Genomic DNA, 16984 nt, shown 5'->3' with positions numbered 1-16984 from the left:
GAGCATCATGTTGGATTATGAAACGTTGCGGCTCATTTGGTGGCTGCTGATTGGCATTATTCTGGTGGCCTTTATGGTCACTGACGGGTTTGATATGGGGGTCGGCTGCCTGTTACCGCTGATCGCGCGCAACGATGATGAACGTCGGGTGTTAATCAATAGCGTAGGGGCGCACTGGGAAGGTAACCAGGTGTGGCTCATTCTGGCGGGCGGCGCATTATTCGCAGCCTGGCCGCGCGTCTATGCTGCCGCATTTTCGGGGTTTTATGTGGCGATGATTCTGGTGCTGTGCGCCCTTTTCTTTCGTCCATTGGCCTTTGATTATCGCGGTAAAATAGCGAATGCACGCTGGCGCGCCATGTGGGACACCGGGTTGGTTATCGGCAGCCTGGTGCCACCGGTTATCTTCGGCGTCGCCTTCGGCAATCTGTTCCTGGGGGTGCCTTTTGTGTTCACACCACAATTACATGTGCAATATCTGGGCACTTTCTGGGAATTGCTCTCTCCTTTTGCCCTACTGTGCGGCGCATTAAGCCTGATGTTGGTCATTATGCAGGGGGGCGTGTGGCTCCAGTTGAAAACCGACGGCCTTCTTCACCTGCGCGCGCTGTCTGCCACCCGCCGCAGCGCGATGTTAGTGGTGCTCTGCTTCCTGTTAGCCGGGTACTGGCTGTGGACGGGGATCGACGGCTATGTGCTGCTTAGCCAGGATCCTAATGGTCCGTCCAACCCGCTATTAAAGGCAGTAACGACCGCACCGGGCGCGTGGATGGCGCACTTTGAAAATTCACCACTATTGTTGGTTATTCCGCTGTTGGGCATGATTTTTCCAATGCTCGCGATCTATGCCTGCGGGCAACGTCGGGCCGTGTGGGGATTTCTGTTTGCTTCATTGACCCAGACCTGTGTGATCTTCACCGCTGGAATCACCCTGTTTCCATTTGTGATGCCATCCAGCGCGTATCCACTCTCTAGCCTGACGGTGTGGGACAGTACCTCCAGCCAGATGACGCTCAATATCATGCTGGTTATCGTGTTGATTTTCCTACCGATAGTTCTGCTTTATACCTTGTGGAGTTATTACAAGATGCTGGGACGAATCAACGTAGAAACCATCCGCCGCCACAACCACGAACTTTATTAGGGAGGACTGTACGATGTGGTATCTGTTTTGGTTTGTCGGCATTCTGCTGATGTGCACGCTCTCCACGCTGGCGCTGGTCTGGCTTGAGTCACGGCAGAAATAGCCCTGCGCGTGCGTTACGCTTCCTGGCTCCCTTGTTTATTCGGGGAGTCTTTATTCGTTCACACAAAAGCAGCATGGCTGTACCCAAACCCTGGTTAGCACCAAGCTTTTCTATAAACCGCAGAGCGGTGCTGCAATGGACGTGTTCGAAGAGCGGAAAGGAAATGAGAAGCTATAGAGTGCTAAACCAGTGCGCGAGACAAAAGTAAGGGGATTTATTGAAGATGTGTAGTTGTAACTGATTGATTGAATGGTGCCGATAATAGGAGTCGAACCTACGACCTTCGCATTACGAATGCGCTGCTCTACCAACTGAGCTATATCGGCCCTGAAAAGGACATGTCCACGAATGTGAGCACGGGGTAGAAGGTTAAAACTAACCGGGCGATGCGTCAATGGCCTTGCGAATCAAACGCCTATTTTTGCATCATCCGGTTTCAATTACGCACGAATCGTGTCGTTACAGGCATGCTTATACGCGGTCGGGTATTACTATAACCAGCGGCGAACGTGTTGTTCATAGCGCTCCCACTCCAGCCCGAAATGTTTTCGCAGTTGTTCCTCTTCAAAATCAATATGTAATCTGGCAACCGCCAGCATAAACACCGGTACAGCCAGTACTCCAGTCAGGCTACCGATGCAAAGAGCAAAGGCCAACTGGAGTCCACTCATACCAAGGTAGATCGGGTTGCGGCTCCAGGCGTAACATCCGTCGGTAACAAGCGTGGTCGATTTATGTGCATGCAGCGGATTCAGGGTCGTACGTTTCATCCGCATCTGCCACGCGGTGTGCAATATCACCAACAGACTGACGCCGGCCAGCAATGCGCTTATCACGATATTCACCCCGCCGAATGTGAAACGCGGACTCGCCGTCAGCACATCCGCAACGAGAAAAAGTACTAAGATAAGAGGCGGCGGAAACCAGACTCTTAATTTTGTCAGGAAATGACGCATGGCCAGGAACTCACCTTGGAATCGGTTTAATTAACGCTGATACCGCTATAAATACCCCGTATTAGATACATAAACAAACGATGCCTCACTCACAACAGGCTATCGCCTTCACCAGACAGGCGGGAGTTATCGTACTCACCTCGACAAAAATACCTGCATCAGAGGCATCCGCCCCTGATGTTCCCGAAAGGCTTTACGTTGAGAAAGTAGAATCCGACGCTGATTCAAAAAAATCTAAAGACTGCTTGTAGTAACGCATAAAATCATCAAACGTCACTGGCGGTAAAAATTGATAACCCTGCAGGTAATCAACATTATTTTTCCCCAACCATTGCTGCTGATAGCCATATTCAACGCCTTCCGCCACCATGCGTAACCCCAGGAGTTCGGAAAGGTGAATGATTGACTCGAGCATAGGGATATGTTGCTCAACTTCTTTAATAGCTTTGATAAACGTTTTATCAATTTTTATAACATCCAGGTCTAACTCATTGAGATAGCAAAGGTTAGCGTATCCCGTCCCAAAATCATCTAAAGCAAACAGAACCCCTCTGTTTCGCAACGATCGTATCAGCTCTTTGATTGCAGGAGTAATAGTGAGAGTCTGGTTTTCAGTTATTTCAATCATCAATTTTATCGGTAGCCTTTGCGTTATTTCCATAAAATTAAGACACTCCCAATAAAAGACGGGGTTACTTAAACCTGATGGGCTCACATTAAAGGAGACGAATAAAGTTTTATTGAAATCCTCGCTTCCGTTGACCAGATTACGCGCGACGGTGTTCATTAAATAGCTCGTTAACTCATTCATTAAGCCACTTTTTTCAGCCAGCGGTATAAACTCACGCTGAGAAATAGCATAATTATCCCCCTGTGGCCAACGAGCCAAAACCTCAACACCACAGACATCTTCGTTGATATTTACGATGGGTTGAAAATAAGGAATGATCTCTTCATTCCTTATTGCCATACTCAGTCGACTAGAATCTGAGACATCATATGCTTCGCCGTATATTACATTCTTACCAGAATAACCGTTCGTCGAGGAACCTTCATGCAATAGATTATTCCTGGTTAAAAAAATGATAGTTTCATTAAAATGAGAAAATCCCAGACGAGCGGTAATTCGTTCCCGATATCGATACACTGACTTAATTGTTATCGAGTTAGCAATACAAAAATCGTGCAATTTTTCCTTTGTGAAAGATGCATACAGCATTTCCTCTTCAAACTCAGTCAAATGAAACGTAAACATCGTTGAACCTTTAGTGACTTCCGCAACCTCATTGGGTGCCATTAGATTGGCTCTCAACTGAGAAATCAGTTGATCCGATAATTCCCGTCCATTAATGAATGCATACTCCTCGTACCCCCGATTAACAGAACGGGTTTCATTCATCCGAAGAACAATACAGTTTATATTGATAAACTGCGTGCTATTTCTCTGAAACCACTTCCTGACCAGGAATAAAGGTAACCGGTTATCGATCACCAGTAAACAGGATGGGTACCGTGGAATAATTGACTGTGAACCAGAAATAAATGTCCGCGCATCGACTAACACCAGATTTGGCAACCACGCTTTTATCCCTGAGAAAAGAAAAATATCATAACTGAGCAGAAAAACCTTTTTCGTATTCATAGTTACCACCAACTTAAATTTATGGCATAGCAGGTCCCTCGTTTTATACACGAGAGAATATACAACACCTTTAGCCTCCAACAATTACAATGCGGTTCGCGAATTAACTTTATCCGTAAGTCATATCACGTAGTTTCAGAATTTATAATCACGATTATCCATATGAGTATTACCATTAAATGTTAAGGCCATTTTAAATATTGAAAAAGGAAAACTCCTAATTCTTCACCAGTACAAATCCTTTTACTTATTTTCACTGCAAGACAAAACAAAAAACCACAAACACTAGCAACGACAAAATATAAAGCCACTAAAACCATAAGAATAACACATTATAGCTACTCATGCTGCCCGACAAACCATTAGCGTACGTCGCAGATCTCTGATCGCATAGACATTTTCGGTGATATGGATGACCTTATAATAGAAAATATCCTGTCGCGACATGAGTTGTTCGGTAACTTCATCAGGAACATTGTCATTTTTATTTTTAACAATAGCTACACGACGAGTCTGTAGGTAACCATCACGATCTTTACCAATAAAATTCAGGACAACATTACGATCTACAGCATAATATTTACCCTGAATATTGAGACTTCCTACCTGAGATACCCGCCCTTCGGTAGCAGAAGAAATACGAAAAACCAGCAGAACTTCACCTTCAATTTTTACACCCTGAGTTTGCGCCTCCAGATGCAGGTAATTTTTGGCTGAGCAGGTCAGCGTCTCAGGTTCTTGATGGCGATATAAAAAATATGCTGTTATCGCTGCAAGAAAGATTGCCCCACTAATAAACAAAATCTTCACATTCACGGGCAACCCCTCCTTTCTCTAAGGTACAAATCCCCAGGAAATTCTCTCTAAGATCATTGTCGGCTGATAAATTATTATCATCATAAAAAACAATTGTTTTCTTGCCATCATGACAAGCCGCATTTACTTTTCGCCACATATCAGAAGATAAAAATGCTTTCGTTTTACCAGCATTATTGTCATCGGCAGTATAAAGTTCACAATCACCTATTGCCCTGATATAAATGAAATTTTTGGAGCTTGAATTAAGAGCTAAAAATATAAAAATAGCGCTACCAAGAAATGCAAATAATAAAATGAACAGAATAATATTTTTACGTTTTGGTCTTACGGATGAGTTTACCGTCTCAGTTACCGAACGCACGGGTTCATCTACACAGGAAGATGAAGATTCATCGCTGATCGAAGCATGGAACAAAAATCCCTGCCGGGGCAGGGTTTCAATGGGATTACCCGCCCCCAGCTCACTAAATGCTTTTCGCAAAATACTGATACTTTTATTAAGGCTATGACCCGATGGGGCCATGCCATGCTTTTTCCACACTTCTTCAATGATAAACTCGCGGTGGACTTGTTGATTTTTATGGGCAATGAATAGCTCAAGTAGTCTCGCGGTAGACGCCGAAAGAATTATTGTCGTATCGCGATGTTTCAGGCTTTTTCTGGTGGAATCATACTCAACCTGATCATTAATTATACTTTTCATACTACCTGACTCTTAAATACCGTGACGTTGAGTACAAATGACCAAAGTTTCATCTGTGCCGAGCTGATTACTGCATTGTATAAAGACAGTTACAGTATAGGTTCGATATCTAACCATGACATATCGGATCAGACTTAATGCTTACTATTGATTGAGTTTGAAGCACCCCTGACCTACTGGTATGTATTTCTGCAATGCAACGATAAATTTTCGGTTTTTTGATTTCAATTCGCTACTACGCCAGGTTTCACCCGGCAACACATAACGCATGGTGGCGTCATCATCGGTGGAGTTGCACCCCAGGTGTACGATGATTTTAAAAAAAGTATTCCCGGTGTTTTTCAGTGTTCCGTTTGCCTCATCAATGGTGTAGGCCAGATTCATTTTTCTCGGGCGAACAACCAATATGGTGTCCATAGCAATCACCGGGAGAGCCTGCCCACCTTTCCCTTGATTACGCTCGGTAAACAGCGTTATCGGCATTTCACGAAACAGAATTCGGTAATAGCGTTCTTTATCATCCTGCGGTCCACGGTAGAAAATCTTAAAAAACTCACTCGCCTGCGGAGCCAGTGAAAAATTCAGCGGCGTAAACAGAAGTTCGCCTTCAGCAATGGCACTTCTGTTTTCTCCTCCCGGTCCCGGCTTATCAATTTTTACTGCGCCAATACTGTACAAATTCTGTTTCTGGCTATCGTTATAGATCCGTTTGCTGATAAATGATTTATCCGATGGCATCTCATAAATGGTCGACTCCAGGTAGACAGCCTGTGCGGAGAATACAGTCAGCCCGGAAAGTAATATAAATACCCATCTAAGCACCAAACGGCAGCGGTTCATGGCGTCACTCCCACCCAATTCGCCGTGACTTTTATCTCTCCACTGGCACTGACGACACCTTCCCAATCTGTACCGGAAACAGTTAACATCGACCGTGAATCATTCATTGGGAAAAGCAATTTCAAATCAGTAGCATAGTAGCTTCCATCATCATTGTTATTTGCGTCCCAGGGCGTCTGTTGCCACTGCGCATCGCTCATATTGATTGCTGCTTCACTACAGCTATTTCGTTTCTGTACCACGCCCCCCGACTGACTGTTGTACTGCAGAAAGGCGGGGATTGGGACTGACAGCCCGCCTTGAGGGGAGGTAAACAGACAGTAAGGCACACTGTTTATCGTCGTACTTTCCCCGATAACTTGCGCTGTAATGCTATCAGCCTGACGAGGACCGGAGACTGTCACGGTGTAATCCATTTCTATAGGAGCGGCGTCGCCAATCGTGCCACTGCCGCTCGCAGAAGCGGTGTTGTCTGAAGAGACGATACTGATCCCATACTCCTTCGGCACAATATTGAGCTGTAGCGAAGGCGTAAACTGGTAGTACCCTGACTCTGGTGTTAAGCCATTATAAAAACCGAAGGTAAACGGTTGACTGTTAGTAATGCTGATTCCTGAATCGACGAGATTTTTCAGGAATGCTTTTGACAGAAAAATATATATGTACTCTCCAGAGGTCGTGAAAACGTTGTAATAAGCAGTTGAAGTACCATAGTTATACCAGTTTGAACCATTCCCGGAGTATCTCACGGTGGCCGGTCCAGGCGTAAAACCAAGCATCGCCGTGTCGACATAAGCGCGAAACGTCAGGGAGGCGGTCAGATTGGCGGTTTGTTGCAGGTTATAATTCACCATTTTGCAAATCACGCCGTCAGCGCCGCCCACCACGCCAAGCTCACAATAACCAGAGTCTTTGGTGATGCTCGGCGTACCATCGCTGGCAACCCAAAGTTCCTGAAATGCATTAGTCGATACCAGTGACAGATGACCGCGTTTGGTTAACGTATAATTGACGTAATTCCATAATCCTGTTGATTGATCTTTGCAGCGTTGCCCGGAAGAATAATCATAATTCACGGAAGTATAACAACGGTTGAACACATAGGTTTCGCTGCTACCAGTAGGCACATTGCGAAAGTACTCATAGGCAGTATCCGTCAGGGAAGCGAATCCGTAGGCGCCACCAATAACGCCAGCGACAGATCCTACCTGCGCATGATAAAAACCGTTATTGTCAGTGCCTTGCCCGGCGATAAACCCAGTTGATGGACACTGGCTGCCGCTATAACAACGGATCCCCCGAAAAGGGCCGTTAATCGGGGAATTATCAATCCACATGTCCTGATAATAATTTCCTGGCGCAGTCCAGCCGACAAAACCTAAATACCCGAGACTCACCTGAGAAGTACCGTATTTTATCCACGTGTTTGACCCGCTGAAACGCGGATCGAGTGCCGAGGGGGTAATAAAGTATTCACTATCAATGGCATTTTCAATAAACAAATAGTTATTACTGACTGAGCCGGAAGATATTGCATTCAAAGCCAACGCAGGCGCAAAACTCCCCACGGCACAGATTACAGTAGCTACTTTAATTAATACTTTCATTTTATTACCTCTGCGCCATCGTGGTTTGCGTGGCACATTTCACATCACCAACCCACGCTGCGCCGCGTGCTTTTTCCAAATCGAGATCGGCTTCGCATAGGCTGCCATTGGCTGAAATTAACGTGATGACCGGATACTTCTTATCGATATCGATAGCAAACTCCCCTTTTTCATCCGTACGCGTTTTACCGATGTGATTATGAATATCGGTGTTTGCAGCCAACTGCCCATCGGGATAACGAATGCGCCCGAATACGGTGACCATACTTTTCACTTCAGGGTTGATAACACCCACGTTACCCGGATATAGCGTCAGTTCCTGTTTGCGCCCTGAAACAATATCAAAGCTGTCTTCAGAGTTTTTATCATTGAGGATCTCCAGCTTGTACTGAGCATAAGGCGGCAGTGCAATGAAATTTGATTTACCGCTGAGAAGATAATTTCGGTTATTAATCTTCGCAGCCAGTTTCCCTTCGCCGGTCAAATCGGTTTTCACAATAATGCCTGACCTTTGCCTCTCTTTACTCAGACCGAAATCTTTTCCTGCCCACGCCAGGGAACCTTGAGAAGAGAAGTTCATATTGGTGGAGTTGTCCGCGGAACGTGTTACCGATACGGTGCCAGCGTTATATTTCGTGTCATAACTCAGATTGCCGTTTACCGAATAATTATTGTCGTAATACTGCTCGCCACTCAGGCGTGTCGAAGCCGACAATCCGACCGATTTAATGGGGCCTTCAGCATACTGCTTGCGCGCGCTGAGATTACCCTGAGTGCTGCCATAGCGATCCCGGGAGACACCCATGCTCAACCAGGACGCCAACGGCAACGATAAATCCAGGCTGACATAACGTTCCTGTCGCCCATCGTCATTCCGGTTATTGTAGTAATAACGCTGAATACCTGCGCGCAGCCCAACCGTGGCATACCTGCCTGAATAAAGGGTCGTGCTGTAGTCCAGGTTACGGTATTTATTTCCCGAGTAGCGATTCTCCGTCTGACTCACGGTAAGCGAGCCGCCATGAGGAATAAACTTCCCGAGGTTAAGAGTGCCACCAATGGAATAATTGTCACGCTCCTGCATGGGCAGACGGTTGCCAATTTTACTGTCTTCACGAGATGCCCAAAGGGAACCATATCCCTCGGGGATATTGAGATTGATATTACTGATGTTTCGCCATGACGAATCATTCGCTACCAGCGTCTGATTGCCAATGCTTACGTATTCATTCACATTGAGCGTGACATCCGTTTCATTAACCGCATTGTTGCCAAAACCGTAGAGCGTAGATTTCAGGCCCAGCCCCGACAATATCGCCAGCGTCACCGATGCGGCACCGCCGGCAATCCAGGTCTGCTCATTGCCTAAATCCTGATAGTGGTTTCGCTTATAACTCACACGGTCATAATCCAGTGAGCCACCAAACAGTTGCCATGAGAACTGATCAATTCCGGCTGCCTGCTGGCGGGCAAAGATTTTATTGACCCGACTAATTCGACTATTAATTGTCCGGCCATTGACCACGATATCTACCGTGACGTCATAAACACCATACGGGAAACGACTGGTATCAATTTCATAGCTGCCCATATTAAAGTTCTGTACGCTGAGCAAACGCCCGTCACGAATTACATGAACCTCGCCAGCAGCTGGCAGAAATACGGTAATTGGCGTAAGCGAAAGCGAGGTATTCTCAACAACCGTACTTCCTTTGTTTCCGTAGCTTACGCCGTAAATTTTCCCACCATTCAGCGCATTCAGGCTGGCAATAGACTGGACATTCCAGGTGTCGAGCATCCCGAGCGCCAGTCGATATCCGTCATAATCACGCTCATACATCGCGCGATAGAGTTTACTGGTGCTGTTGCTGTCGCCTATGCCGTAAAACGAACCGTTAATGTTGACATGGTGTTCACGCAGCGATGTTGTATTGTCCATCGTCAGATAGCTGCGGGTACTGCTGCCGTTATGATAATCGTTGTAGTAGGTGCCAAAGTTATAGTTCAGGACGTTAGAGAGAGTCTCCACGCTGGAAGGTCCAAGCAGGCTGCTGCGTGCGACAATCGCTTCAGTTAACGCATCTTTGCTGACAATCATCTCCAGGTGAAATGAAGAGACGTTGAGTTGCAGGCGTGCATCATCCGATAGCTCGATATTGGTGTTATCGTGAAACTTCACATCACGAATTTTTTCCACCAACGCGCGGGTTTTTCCAGATAACACGGCATTATTGGGCAATTCAGCAAGAGTCAGGGCTTTAACTGTAATATTGCCATCAACAAGGGAAATCACCGCATCGGCAACTTTTTGCTGACTTTTCTCGTCAGTCTCGTTGTAACGAATATATACCGGCACCGTCATTCCCTGCTCCAGTGAACGGGCGAAAGCGCTGGGAATAACGTAATTACCCACTTTTACTGGGGCTGCATGTGAAAATCCTGGTGTCAGCGCAAGAAAAAGACAAATGCTACCGCCGACAATATTTGTTGTTGTCATATGCATCCTTACATTCCGGTAATTTTATTTATCCCGTACAGATGGCTGCTATTGACCATCACTTCACTGTAATAAACTGCTTACCGTGCCAGATACCGATGCGTGAACGGCTATTACTAATGTCGGTAAACTGTAATTTTATTTTTGTACCCGGCATAATGTAATAACGTTCGCGACAGCCTCGTCCCCGCTCGCGAGCCTTATCTTTACAAGCCCCATAAGCGATCACACGAAATGAAACATTGCCGGTATTGGTAATAACATCGCCATTTCGGCTATATTCAAAACGTTCCTTGCGCGGCGCGACTACCAGAATAGTGCCAATTTCAGCCGACGCTGTTGCAACAGCCATTTTATTCGCCCGGGTTTCCGCGCTCTCGGTGACCGGCTCATCTATCCATTGCAGACGATAATAACGTTCGATATCATCTGCAGGTCCTTTATAAAAGAAACGAAAAACATCCTTCGCCTGGCCAGGAAGAATAAGATTGGCAGGTGTAGAGAGTAATTCTCCGGAATTAACGGGCTTTATTTCGACTCCCCCGGCCAAAGGTGATGACAATTGTTTTACCGAAACACTGACATAACGCGCCGCATCTGTCGTATTGATAATTTCTTTCGATAATGAACTCTCAGCAGAAGTCATGATCGATGTAATTTCACCAACATTAATTGCCCATCCGGGAAAAGATGCTACTAACCCTACCAACATCGCTGCCGGTAAATATTTTTTCATGACACCATTCCTGATAAATTCGGGAGAACAAATTCTCCCGAATTTTTTATTACTTAGGCAGACGGAGTCGTCCAGGTTGCATTGAACTGTACTTTTACATCGCCAGTCCAATAGCCGTCTGGCAGTGCAGAGTAATCTGCTACTGTCTGACTACCATCAGAAGTCGCTGACGCGATGGTGAATTTGAAGTTGGATTGATCGCTGACACGAGCGGCACCGTTATAAGCGCCATCTGCCATCAGGCTTTCAAGACCAGAAGTAGAGCTGGAGTTAACAAGGACAGTATCTGATGAATTAGTCAGTGCCGTGCCATTCCATGCCACCCCTACGTTCAGGGTAGAAGCATCACCACTGGCGTTGGTCAGAGTGTTGCTAATAATCTGAGCAGTCAGCTCAAAATCAGTTGCCGTCTCCTGACCCTGAATCGTCACATCAAAAGCACCGTCCTGAGAGTTGAAGGCATTCAGCCCTTCAGCATACTGGAAAGTTAAAGAGTTCAGCGGGGTGACAACCAACATGCTGGTGGTATCTTTTGTTGCCGTCGCGTCCCACGAGGCAGTTGCAGAAGCAGTAACATCTGCCATTGCATTTGCTGCAACAAATACAGAAGCCAGAGAGGTTACTAATAATAATTTTTTCATTTTATCTTCTCCTAAGAACAAACTCACCACCGAGTCTTATTATTAAGTCACTCCAGCGGTTCCATTAATTGCGAGCCAGAATTGCCGCGCCAAAAAATTATCATTTGAATTAAGTAACATCTCAACAAACCCTGAAACGCAAAAATTACAAAAAACTAAGAATTTTCCCGTAAAAAACATTGCCTAAGAAGTTTCCTAAGACACAATCACTTAAAACACATCCATTTTCAGAATCATTACCCACCCAGATAAGCAAAATCAAACAATTCATCTTTTTTATGTTTTTGATAAATATCAAAAAGATCATACAAATAACACCAGAGCAAAACCCTTACAAAACATAAAGATAATTAACATCTCCATATTCTCTCTATAATGCTTATTATTTGTTGCAATTATGCTAATTTTTTAACTTCACAAGAAAATTCTCATGAAATATTTAGTTATGGGGGAATATTCTTATAAAAATAGCGCTGACCTGTAGGATTATTATTCGAATTGATAATTATTTCACATAAATAAAACCAGGAATTTTCCATATAAAATGAATATTCCTGGAATATCAAGAGATAAATAACACACGGCAAAGATAGCGTTAGCTGAAACCTTTTAACCCCAAGTAACTATTAATTGTTACCGTACGAACCCGATGTAAGCTAATCAACTTTTGTTGTTCGAGGGATTTTAATGAGCGGCTAACGGTTTCAATTTTAAGATCGAGATAACTGGCAATTTCCTCCCGCGAGAATGGCAAGCGAAGCGTCGTTTCTGGCCTGCCAATACGTAAATGCATTTCGTAAAACTCCACGAGGAAAGCAGCGATTCTGGCCTCAGCATGTTTATTGGCATAACGCCGTAGTTTTTCAACAATGAATCCATTGTCCCTGCAGAGAAACTTGATGACGGCCGCTGCAACCGACGGCTCCTTTTCTGCTGCCTTGAACAACCGCGCAATATCGATATGACATACCTCCGCAGCCGTTGCAGCCTTGATCGTTGTCAGATACGTTCCCCCTTCAACAGCATCCAGCGCCATGATGTCTCCCGGAAAATAAAAGCGACTGATAAAATCGTTATCACCACATTCCACGCTGGACGTGCAGTACCCCTCGTGAATCACAAAAAGCATGTCTGCGGCTTCATCCTGCCGGGCGAGTATCTCCCCCGCTTTAAACTTCCTTCTTTTGTCTATTAATCGGTATTGATTATCACGATCAATCGCCGCGCCCTTTGGACACAGTGAACAATGGCGGGGGGGAAACGGGTTGCCGAGCGGCACAACAGGAATGCTATGTTTGTGAATATCCGATTTCACGCAACAACTCCTCATAAAAATGAGACTGATTCTAATAGATCGAACCATGGGAACAATACGTGAGCTACAGACCCAGAAAATTCATGCTGGCAGGGAAAATTCTGTGATACGTCGTCTTTCAACGCCAGGGAGCGCATGGGTAAAAAACAGACTGATGCGGATGATGATAAAACGCAGGATAGAAAACAAATACGGTAGCGGGGTAAAGGGTAGAATTAACCGGGCAATGCCTTAATAGACTTTAAAATCATAGACCTATTATGGCATCGCCCGTTTTCAATTACGCACGAATCGTGTCGTCACCGAAGCCAACCCACTTATAGGTGGTCAGTGCTTCCAGACCCATTGGGCCGCGCGCGTGCAGTTTTTGCGTACTCACTGCCACTTCCGCCCCCAGTCCGAACTGGCCACCATCGGTAAAACGAGTAGAGGCGTTAACGTACACGGCAGAAGAGTCCACTTCATTCACGAAACGATCGGCGTTACGCAGGGTGCGCGTCAGGATGGCATCGGAATGCTGGGTCCCATGCTCGCGAATGTGGGTGATAGCATCGTCCAGATCGGTAACGATTTTCACGTTCAGATCCAACGACAGAAACTCGTCGTCATACTCTTCGGCTTTCACCGCAACCACGTTAGCGGGCCCTGCCTGCAATGTGGCCAGCGCGGTGTCGTCGGCATGCAGCGTGACGCCGCTTTGTGCCATCTGCTGGCTCAGAGCAGGCAGAAAACGCGCAGCGATATCCTGATGCACCAGCAGGGTTTCTACGGTGTTACAGGTGCTCGGACGCTGGGTTTTGGCGTTGACGATAATCTTCAGCGCCGGGTCGATCTCCGCGGTATCATCAACATAAATATGACAAACCCCAATGCCGCCGGTGATGACCGGGATAGTCGACTGCTCACGGCACAGCTTATGCAGACCCGCGCCACCGCGAGGGATCAGCATATCAATGTACTTATCCATACGCAGCATTTCAGCGACCAGCGCGCGGTCCGGGTTATCTATCGACTGCACGGCTGCAGCGGGTAAACCACAGGCTTCCAGCGCCTTTTGGATAACCGCCACGGTTGCAGCATTCGTCCGGTACGTCTCTTTCCCACCGCGCAGGATCGCCGCATTACCGGTTTTCAGGCACAGGGAAGCCACGTCAACGGTGACATTTGGACGCGCTTCATAAATCACGCCAATCACGCCTAGCGGAACGCGACGACGTTCGAGACGCAGGCCGCTATCCAGCAGACCGCCATCAATCACCTGCCCGACCGGGTCGGCGAGATTACATACCTGACGCACATCGTCGGCAATCGCTTTCAGACGCGCCGGAGTCAGCGCCAGGCGGTCGAGCATCGCTTCGCTCAGGCCGTTGGCTCGCGCTTGCTCAACATCTTGTACGTTCGCGCTGAGGATGCTTTCCGTTTGCGCTTCCAGCTCATCAGCTATCGTTTCCAGTACGCGGTTTTTTTCGCGACTGGAGAGCAGCGCCAGCTTGTATGACGCAGCTTTGGCAGCAATGCCCATTTGTTCCAGCATATGCCTGTTCCTTAACGGGTAATCATGTCGTCGCGATGGACAGCAACCGGACCGTATTCGTAGCCCAGGATGGTGTCGATCTGTTGTGAGTGATGTCCGGCAATACGGCGCAGCGCATCGCTGTTATAGCGGGTAACGCCGTGGGCAATATCGCGCCCTTCGAGATTGCAGATGCGGATCACTTCACCACGAGAGAAGTTGCCTGTCACGCTTTTAATGCCTTTTGGCAGTAATGAACTGCCACGCTCCAGAATCGCTGCGGTCGCCCCCTCATCAACGGTAATTTCCCCGGCTGGCGGTGCGCCGAAGATCCAGCGTTTACGATTCTCCAGCGGAGAGGCCTGTGCATGGAAACGCGTCCCAACGGAGACGCCTTCCATCACGTCGCCAATTACGCCCGGCTTGCTGCCTGCGGCAATAATGGTGTCAATCCCGGCACGGCATGCAACATCAGCGGCCTGCAGTTTAGTTCCCATACCGCCGGTTCCCAGACCCGAGACGCTATCACCGGCAATGGCGCGCAGCGCATCATCAATACCGTGAACGTCTTTGATCAGCTCAGCCTGCGGGTTGGTGCGCGGATCGGCGGTAAACAGCCCTTGCTGATCGGTCAGCAGCAGCAGCTTATCGGCCCCGGCCAGAATCGCCGCCAGCGCTGAAAGGTTGTCGTTATCACCGACTTTAATTTCGGCAGTCGCTACGGCGTCGTTCTCATTAATGACAGGAACGATGTTGTTATCCAGCAGCGCGCGTAGCGTATCGCGGGCGTTAAGGAAGCGCTCTCTGTCTTCCATATCCGCACGCGTTAGCAGCATCTGTCCGATGTGAATACCGTAAATAGAGAACAACTGTTCCCACAGTTGAATCAATCGGCTCTGCCCTACCGCCGCCAACAGCTGTTTCGAGGCTATCGTTGCCGGGAGCTCAGGGTAACCCAGATGCTCACGTCCGGCGGCAATCGCGCCCGAGGTAACGATAACAATACGATGCCCTGCGGCATGGAGCTGCGCACACTGGCGAACCAGTTCTACGATGTGGGCGCGGTTCAGGCGGCGCGATCCGCCCGTTAACACACTGGTGCCAAGTTTTACCACCAGCGTCTGGCTGTCACTCATGATTCTCTGCCATTCAAAATTGGGGAAAATGATATCAAACGAACGTTTTAGCAGGACTGGCCCCGGTTGCCAACAACCAGCGCACAAAGCATGAAATTTTATTGCGCAGGATCAGCAAGCGTAGCGGCAGATTTTGACGCATTTATTACAGAAACAAAAAAACATCCTTTTTTAAAAATATTCTTACTTTGTCATAAAACGTTCATTACCAGACGTTAAAAACCCTCCTGTCTTTTAACGGGGATCACACCCAGTGAATATTAGCGCGTACTTTTAATCAGGATTGAAAATGAAAAAGAGCACTCTGGCATTAGTGGTGATGGGTATTACTGCGTCGGCATCCGTACAGGCAGCGGAAGTGTATAACAAGAACGGTAATAAACTGGACCTGTACGGCAAAGTAAAAGCCATGCATTACATGACGGATTATGACAGCAAAGACGGCGACCAGAGCTATATCCGTTTAGGTTTTAAAGGCGAAACGCAAATTAACGATGAACTGACGGGATATGGCCGCTGGGAAGCAGAGTTCGCCGGCAATAAAGCCGAAAGCGACTCAAACCAGCAAAAAACCCGTCTGGCCTTTGCCGGTCTGAAATTAAAAAACCTTGGCTCGTTTGATTACGGTCGTAACCTCGGCGCGCTGTACGACGTGGAAGCGTGGACCGATATGTTCCCGGAATTCGGCGGCGACTCCTCCGCGCAGACCGATAACTTTATGACCAAACGCGCCAGCGGCCTGGCGACCTACCGTAACACCGACTTCTTCGGCGTCGTGGATGGTCTGGATCTCACCCTGCAATACCAGGGGAAAAATCAGGACCGCGATGTGAAAAAACAAAACGGCGACGGTTTTGGTACTTCCGTTACCTATGATTTTGGCGGCAGCGATTTCGCGGTGAGCGGTGCGTATACCAACTCCGATCGTACCAACCAGCAGAATCTGCAAACGCGTGGGACTGGCGATAAAGCAGAAGCCTGGGCGACCGGTTTAAAATATGATGCTAACGATATTTATATTGCGACGTTCTATTCTGAAACGCGCAATATGACGCCAATTTCCGGCGGCTTCGCCAATAAAACACAGAACTTCGAAGCGGTAGTTCAGTACCAGTTTGACTTTGGTCTGCGTCCGTCACTGGGTTATGTGCTGTCAAAAGGGAAAGATATTGAAGGCGTAGGCAATGAGGATCTGGTGAATTATATCGACGTTGGCGCAACATACTATTTCAACAAAAATATGTCCGCGTTTGTCGATTATAAAATCAACCAGCTCGATAGCGACAATAAACTGGGCATCAACAATGATGATATCGTTGCTGTCGGTATGGT

At 47.1% G+C, this 16984-nt stretch carries 16 protein-coding genes and 1 tRNA gene; 4 read left to right on the top strand and 13 right to left on the bottom strand.

Annotated features, from left to right (window positions below; translation table 11 throughout):
* Positions 1-7 precede the first annotated feature (7 nt).
* Both appB and cbdX read left to right on the top strand, forming a co-directional pair.
* Positions 8-1144: a cytochrome d ubiquinol oxidase subunit II gene (gene appB, locus FDW87_RS02845; protein ID WP_137379443.1), complete on the top strand. Its 1137-nt coding sequence runs from the start codon at positions 8-10 to the stop codon at positions 1142-1144.
* 13 nt (positions 1145-1157) lie between these two features.
* Positions 1158-1247 (top strand): cytochrome bd-II oxidase subunit CbdX, encoded by a 90-nt coding sequence (gene cbdX, locus FDW87_RS02840; protein WP_016151902.1) that lies wholly within the window; start codon positions 1158-1160, stop codon positions 1245-1247.
* Positions 1248-1497: 250 nt separating this feature from the next.
* Here cbdX and FDW87_RS02835 read toward each other — a convergent pair.
* The 7 genes from FDW87_RS02835 to FDW87_RS02805 form a co-directional block, all read right to left on the bottom strand.
* A tRNA-Thr gene (locus tag FDW87_RS02835) sits at positions 1498-1573 on the bottom strand.
* Between the two features lie 165 nt (positions 1574-1738).
* A complete protein-coding gene (locus FDW87_RS02830; protein ID WP_049042190.1) occupies positions 1739-2203 on the bottom strand; it encodes an isoprenylcysteine carboxylmethyltransferase family protein in 465 nt (154 codons plus the stop codon).
* A gap of 193 nt (positions 2204-2396) precedes the next feature.
* Positions 2397-3845, bottom strand: a complete 1449-nt coding sequence (locus FDW87_RS02825; protein WP_137379442.1) for an EAL domain-containing protein — start codon at positions 3843-3845, stop codon at positions 2397-2399.
* Positions 3846-4187: 342 nt separating this feature from the next.
* The gene (locus tag FDW87_RS02820; RefSeq protein ID WP_137379441.1) at positions 4188-4661 is read right to left on the bottom strand and encodes a hypothetical protein; all 474 of its coding nucleotides are present in this window, start codon (positions 4659-4661) and stop codon (positions 4188-4190) included.
* On the bottom strand, positions 4636-5367 hold the full coding sequence (locus tag FDW87_RS02815; protein ID WP_137379440.1) for a winged helix-turn-helix domain-containing protein: 732 nt from the start codon (positions 5365-5367) through the stop codon (positions 4636-4638). Before FDW87_RS02815 ends, FDW87_RS02820 begins: the two co-directional genes overlap by 26 nt.
* Before the next feature lie 144 nt (positions 5368-5511).
* A complete protein-coding gene (locus tag FDW87_RS02810; RefSeq protein WP_103283509.1) occupies positions 5512-6207 on the bottom strand; it encodes a fimbria/pilus periplasmic chaperone in 696 nt (231 codons plus the stop codon).
* Entirely contained in the window at positions 6204-7283 is a 1080-nt protein-coding gene (locus tag FDW87_RS02805) for a hypothetical protein (RefSeq protein ID WP_137379439.1), read from the bottom strand. Before FDW87_RS02805 ends, FDW87_RS02810 begins: the two co-directional genes overlap by 4 nt.
* Between FDW87_RS02805 and FDW87_RS23260 the strand changes: the two genes are divergently transcribed.
* On the top strand, positions 7242-7472 hold the full coding sequence (locus FDW87_RS23260) for a thiamine-phosphate synthase family protein (protein WP_137379438.1): 231 nt from the start codon (positions 7242-7244) through the stop codon (positions 7470-7472). The two genes, FDW87_RS02805 and FDW87_RS23260, sit on opposite strands and share 42 nt — an antisense overlap.
* Before the next feature lie 346 nt (positions 7473-7818).
* Here FDW87_RS23260 and FDW87_RS02795 read toward each other — a convergent pair whose 3' ends face one another.
* From FDW87_RS02795 to proB, 6 genes are all read right to left on the bottom strand, one after another.
* Positions 7819-10311: a CS1-pili formation C-terminal domain-containing protein gene (locus FDW87_RS02795; RefSeq protein ID WP_137379437.1), complete on the bottom strand. Its 2493-nt coding sequence runs from the start codon at positions 10309-10311 to the stop codon at positions 7819-7821.
* Positions 10312-10369: 58 nt separating this feature from the next.
* The gene (locus FDW87_RS02790; RefSeq protein ID WP_137379436.1) at positions 10370-11047 is read right to left on the bottom strand and encodes a hypothetical protein; all 678 of its coding nucleotides are present in this window, start codon (positions 11045-11047) and stop codon (positions 10370-10372) included.
* Between the two features lie 53 nt (positions 11048-11100).
* Positions 11101-11688, bottom strand: coding sequence for a common pilus major fimbrillin subunit EcpA (locus FDW87_RS02785; RefSeq protein WP_016151870.1), 588 nt, complete (start codon positions 11686-11688; stop codon positions 11101-11103).
* Between the two features lie 595 nt (positions 11689-12283).
* A complete protein-coding gene (locus tag FDW87_RS02780) occupies positions 12284-13003 on the bottom strand; it encodes a Crp/Fnr family transcriptional regulator (protein WP_094761452.1) in 720 nt (239 codons plus the stop codon).
* A 280-nt stretch (positions 13004-13283) separates the two neighbouring features.
* Complete coding sequence (gene proA / locus FDW87_RS02775; protein WP_137379435.1) at positions 13284-14537, bottom strand: glutamate-5-semialdehyde dehydrogenase; 1254 nt, start codon at positions 14535-14537, stop codon at positions 13284-13286.
* 11 nt (positions 14538-14548) lie between these two features.
* A complete protein-coding gene (gene proB, locus FDW87_RS02770; RefSeq protein ID WP_003031373.1) occupies positions 14549-15652 on the bottom strand; it encodes a glutamate 5-kinase in 1104 nt (367 codons plus the stop codon).
* 289 nt (positions 15653-15941) lie between these two features.
* On the opposite strand from proB, the gene phoE reads away from it, so the two are divergent.
* A partial coding sequence (phoE, locus tag FDW87_RS02765; RefSeq protein WP_137379477.1) for a phosphoporin PhoE occupies positions 15942-16984 on the top strand: 1043 nt, incomplete at its 3' end.

This window comes from Citrobacter sp. wls826, assembly GCF_005281245.1.
GTDB lineage: Bacteria > Pseudomonadota > Gammaproteobacteria > Enterobacterales > Enterobacteriaceae > Citrobacter > Citrobacter braakii.
The sequence above is the reverse complement of the archived record's forward strand: the minus strand, read 5'-3'. Positions and strand labels throughout refer to the sequence as shown.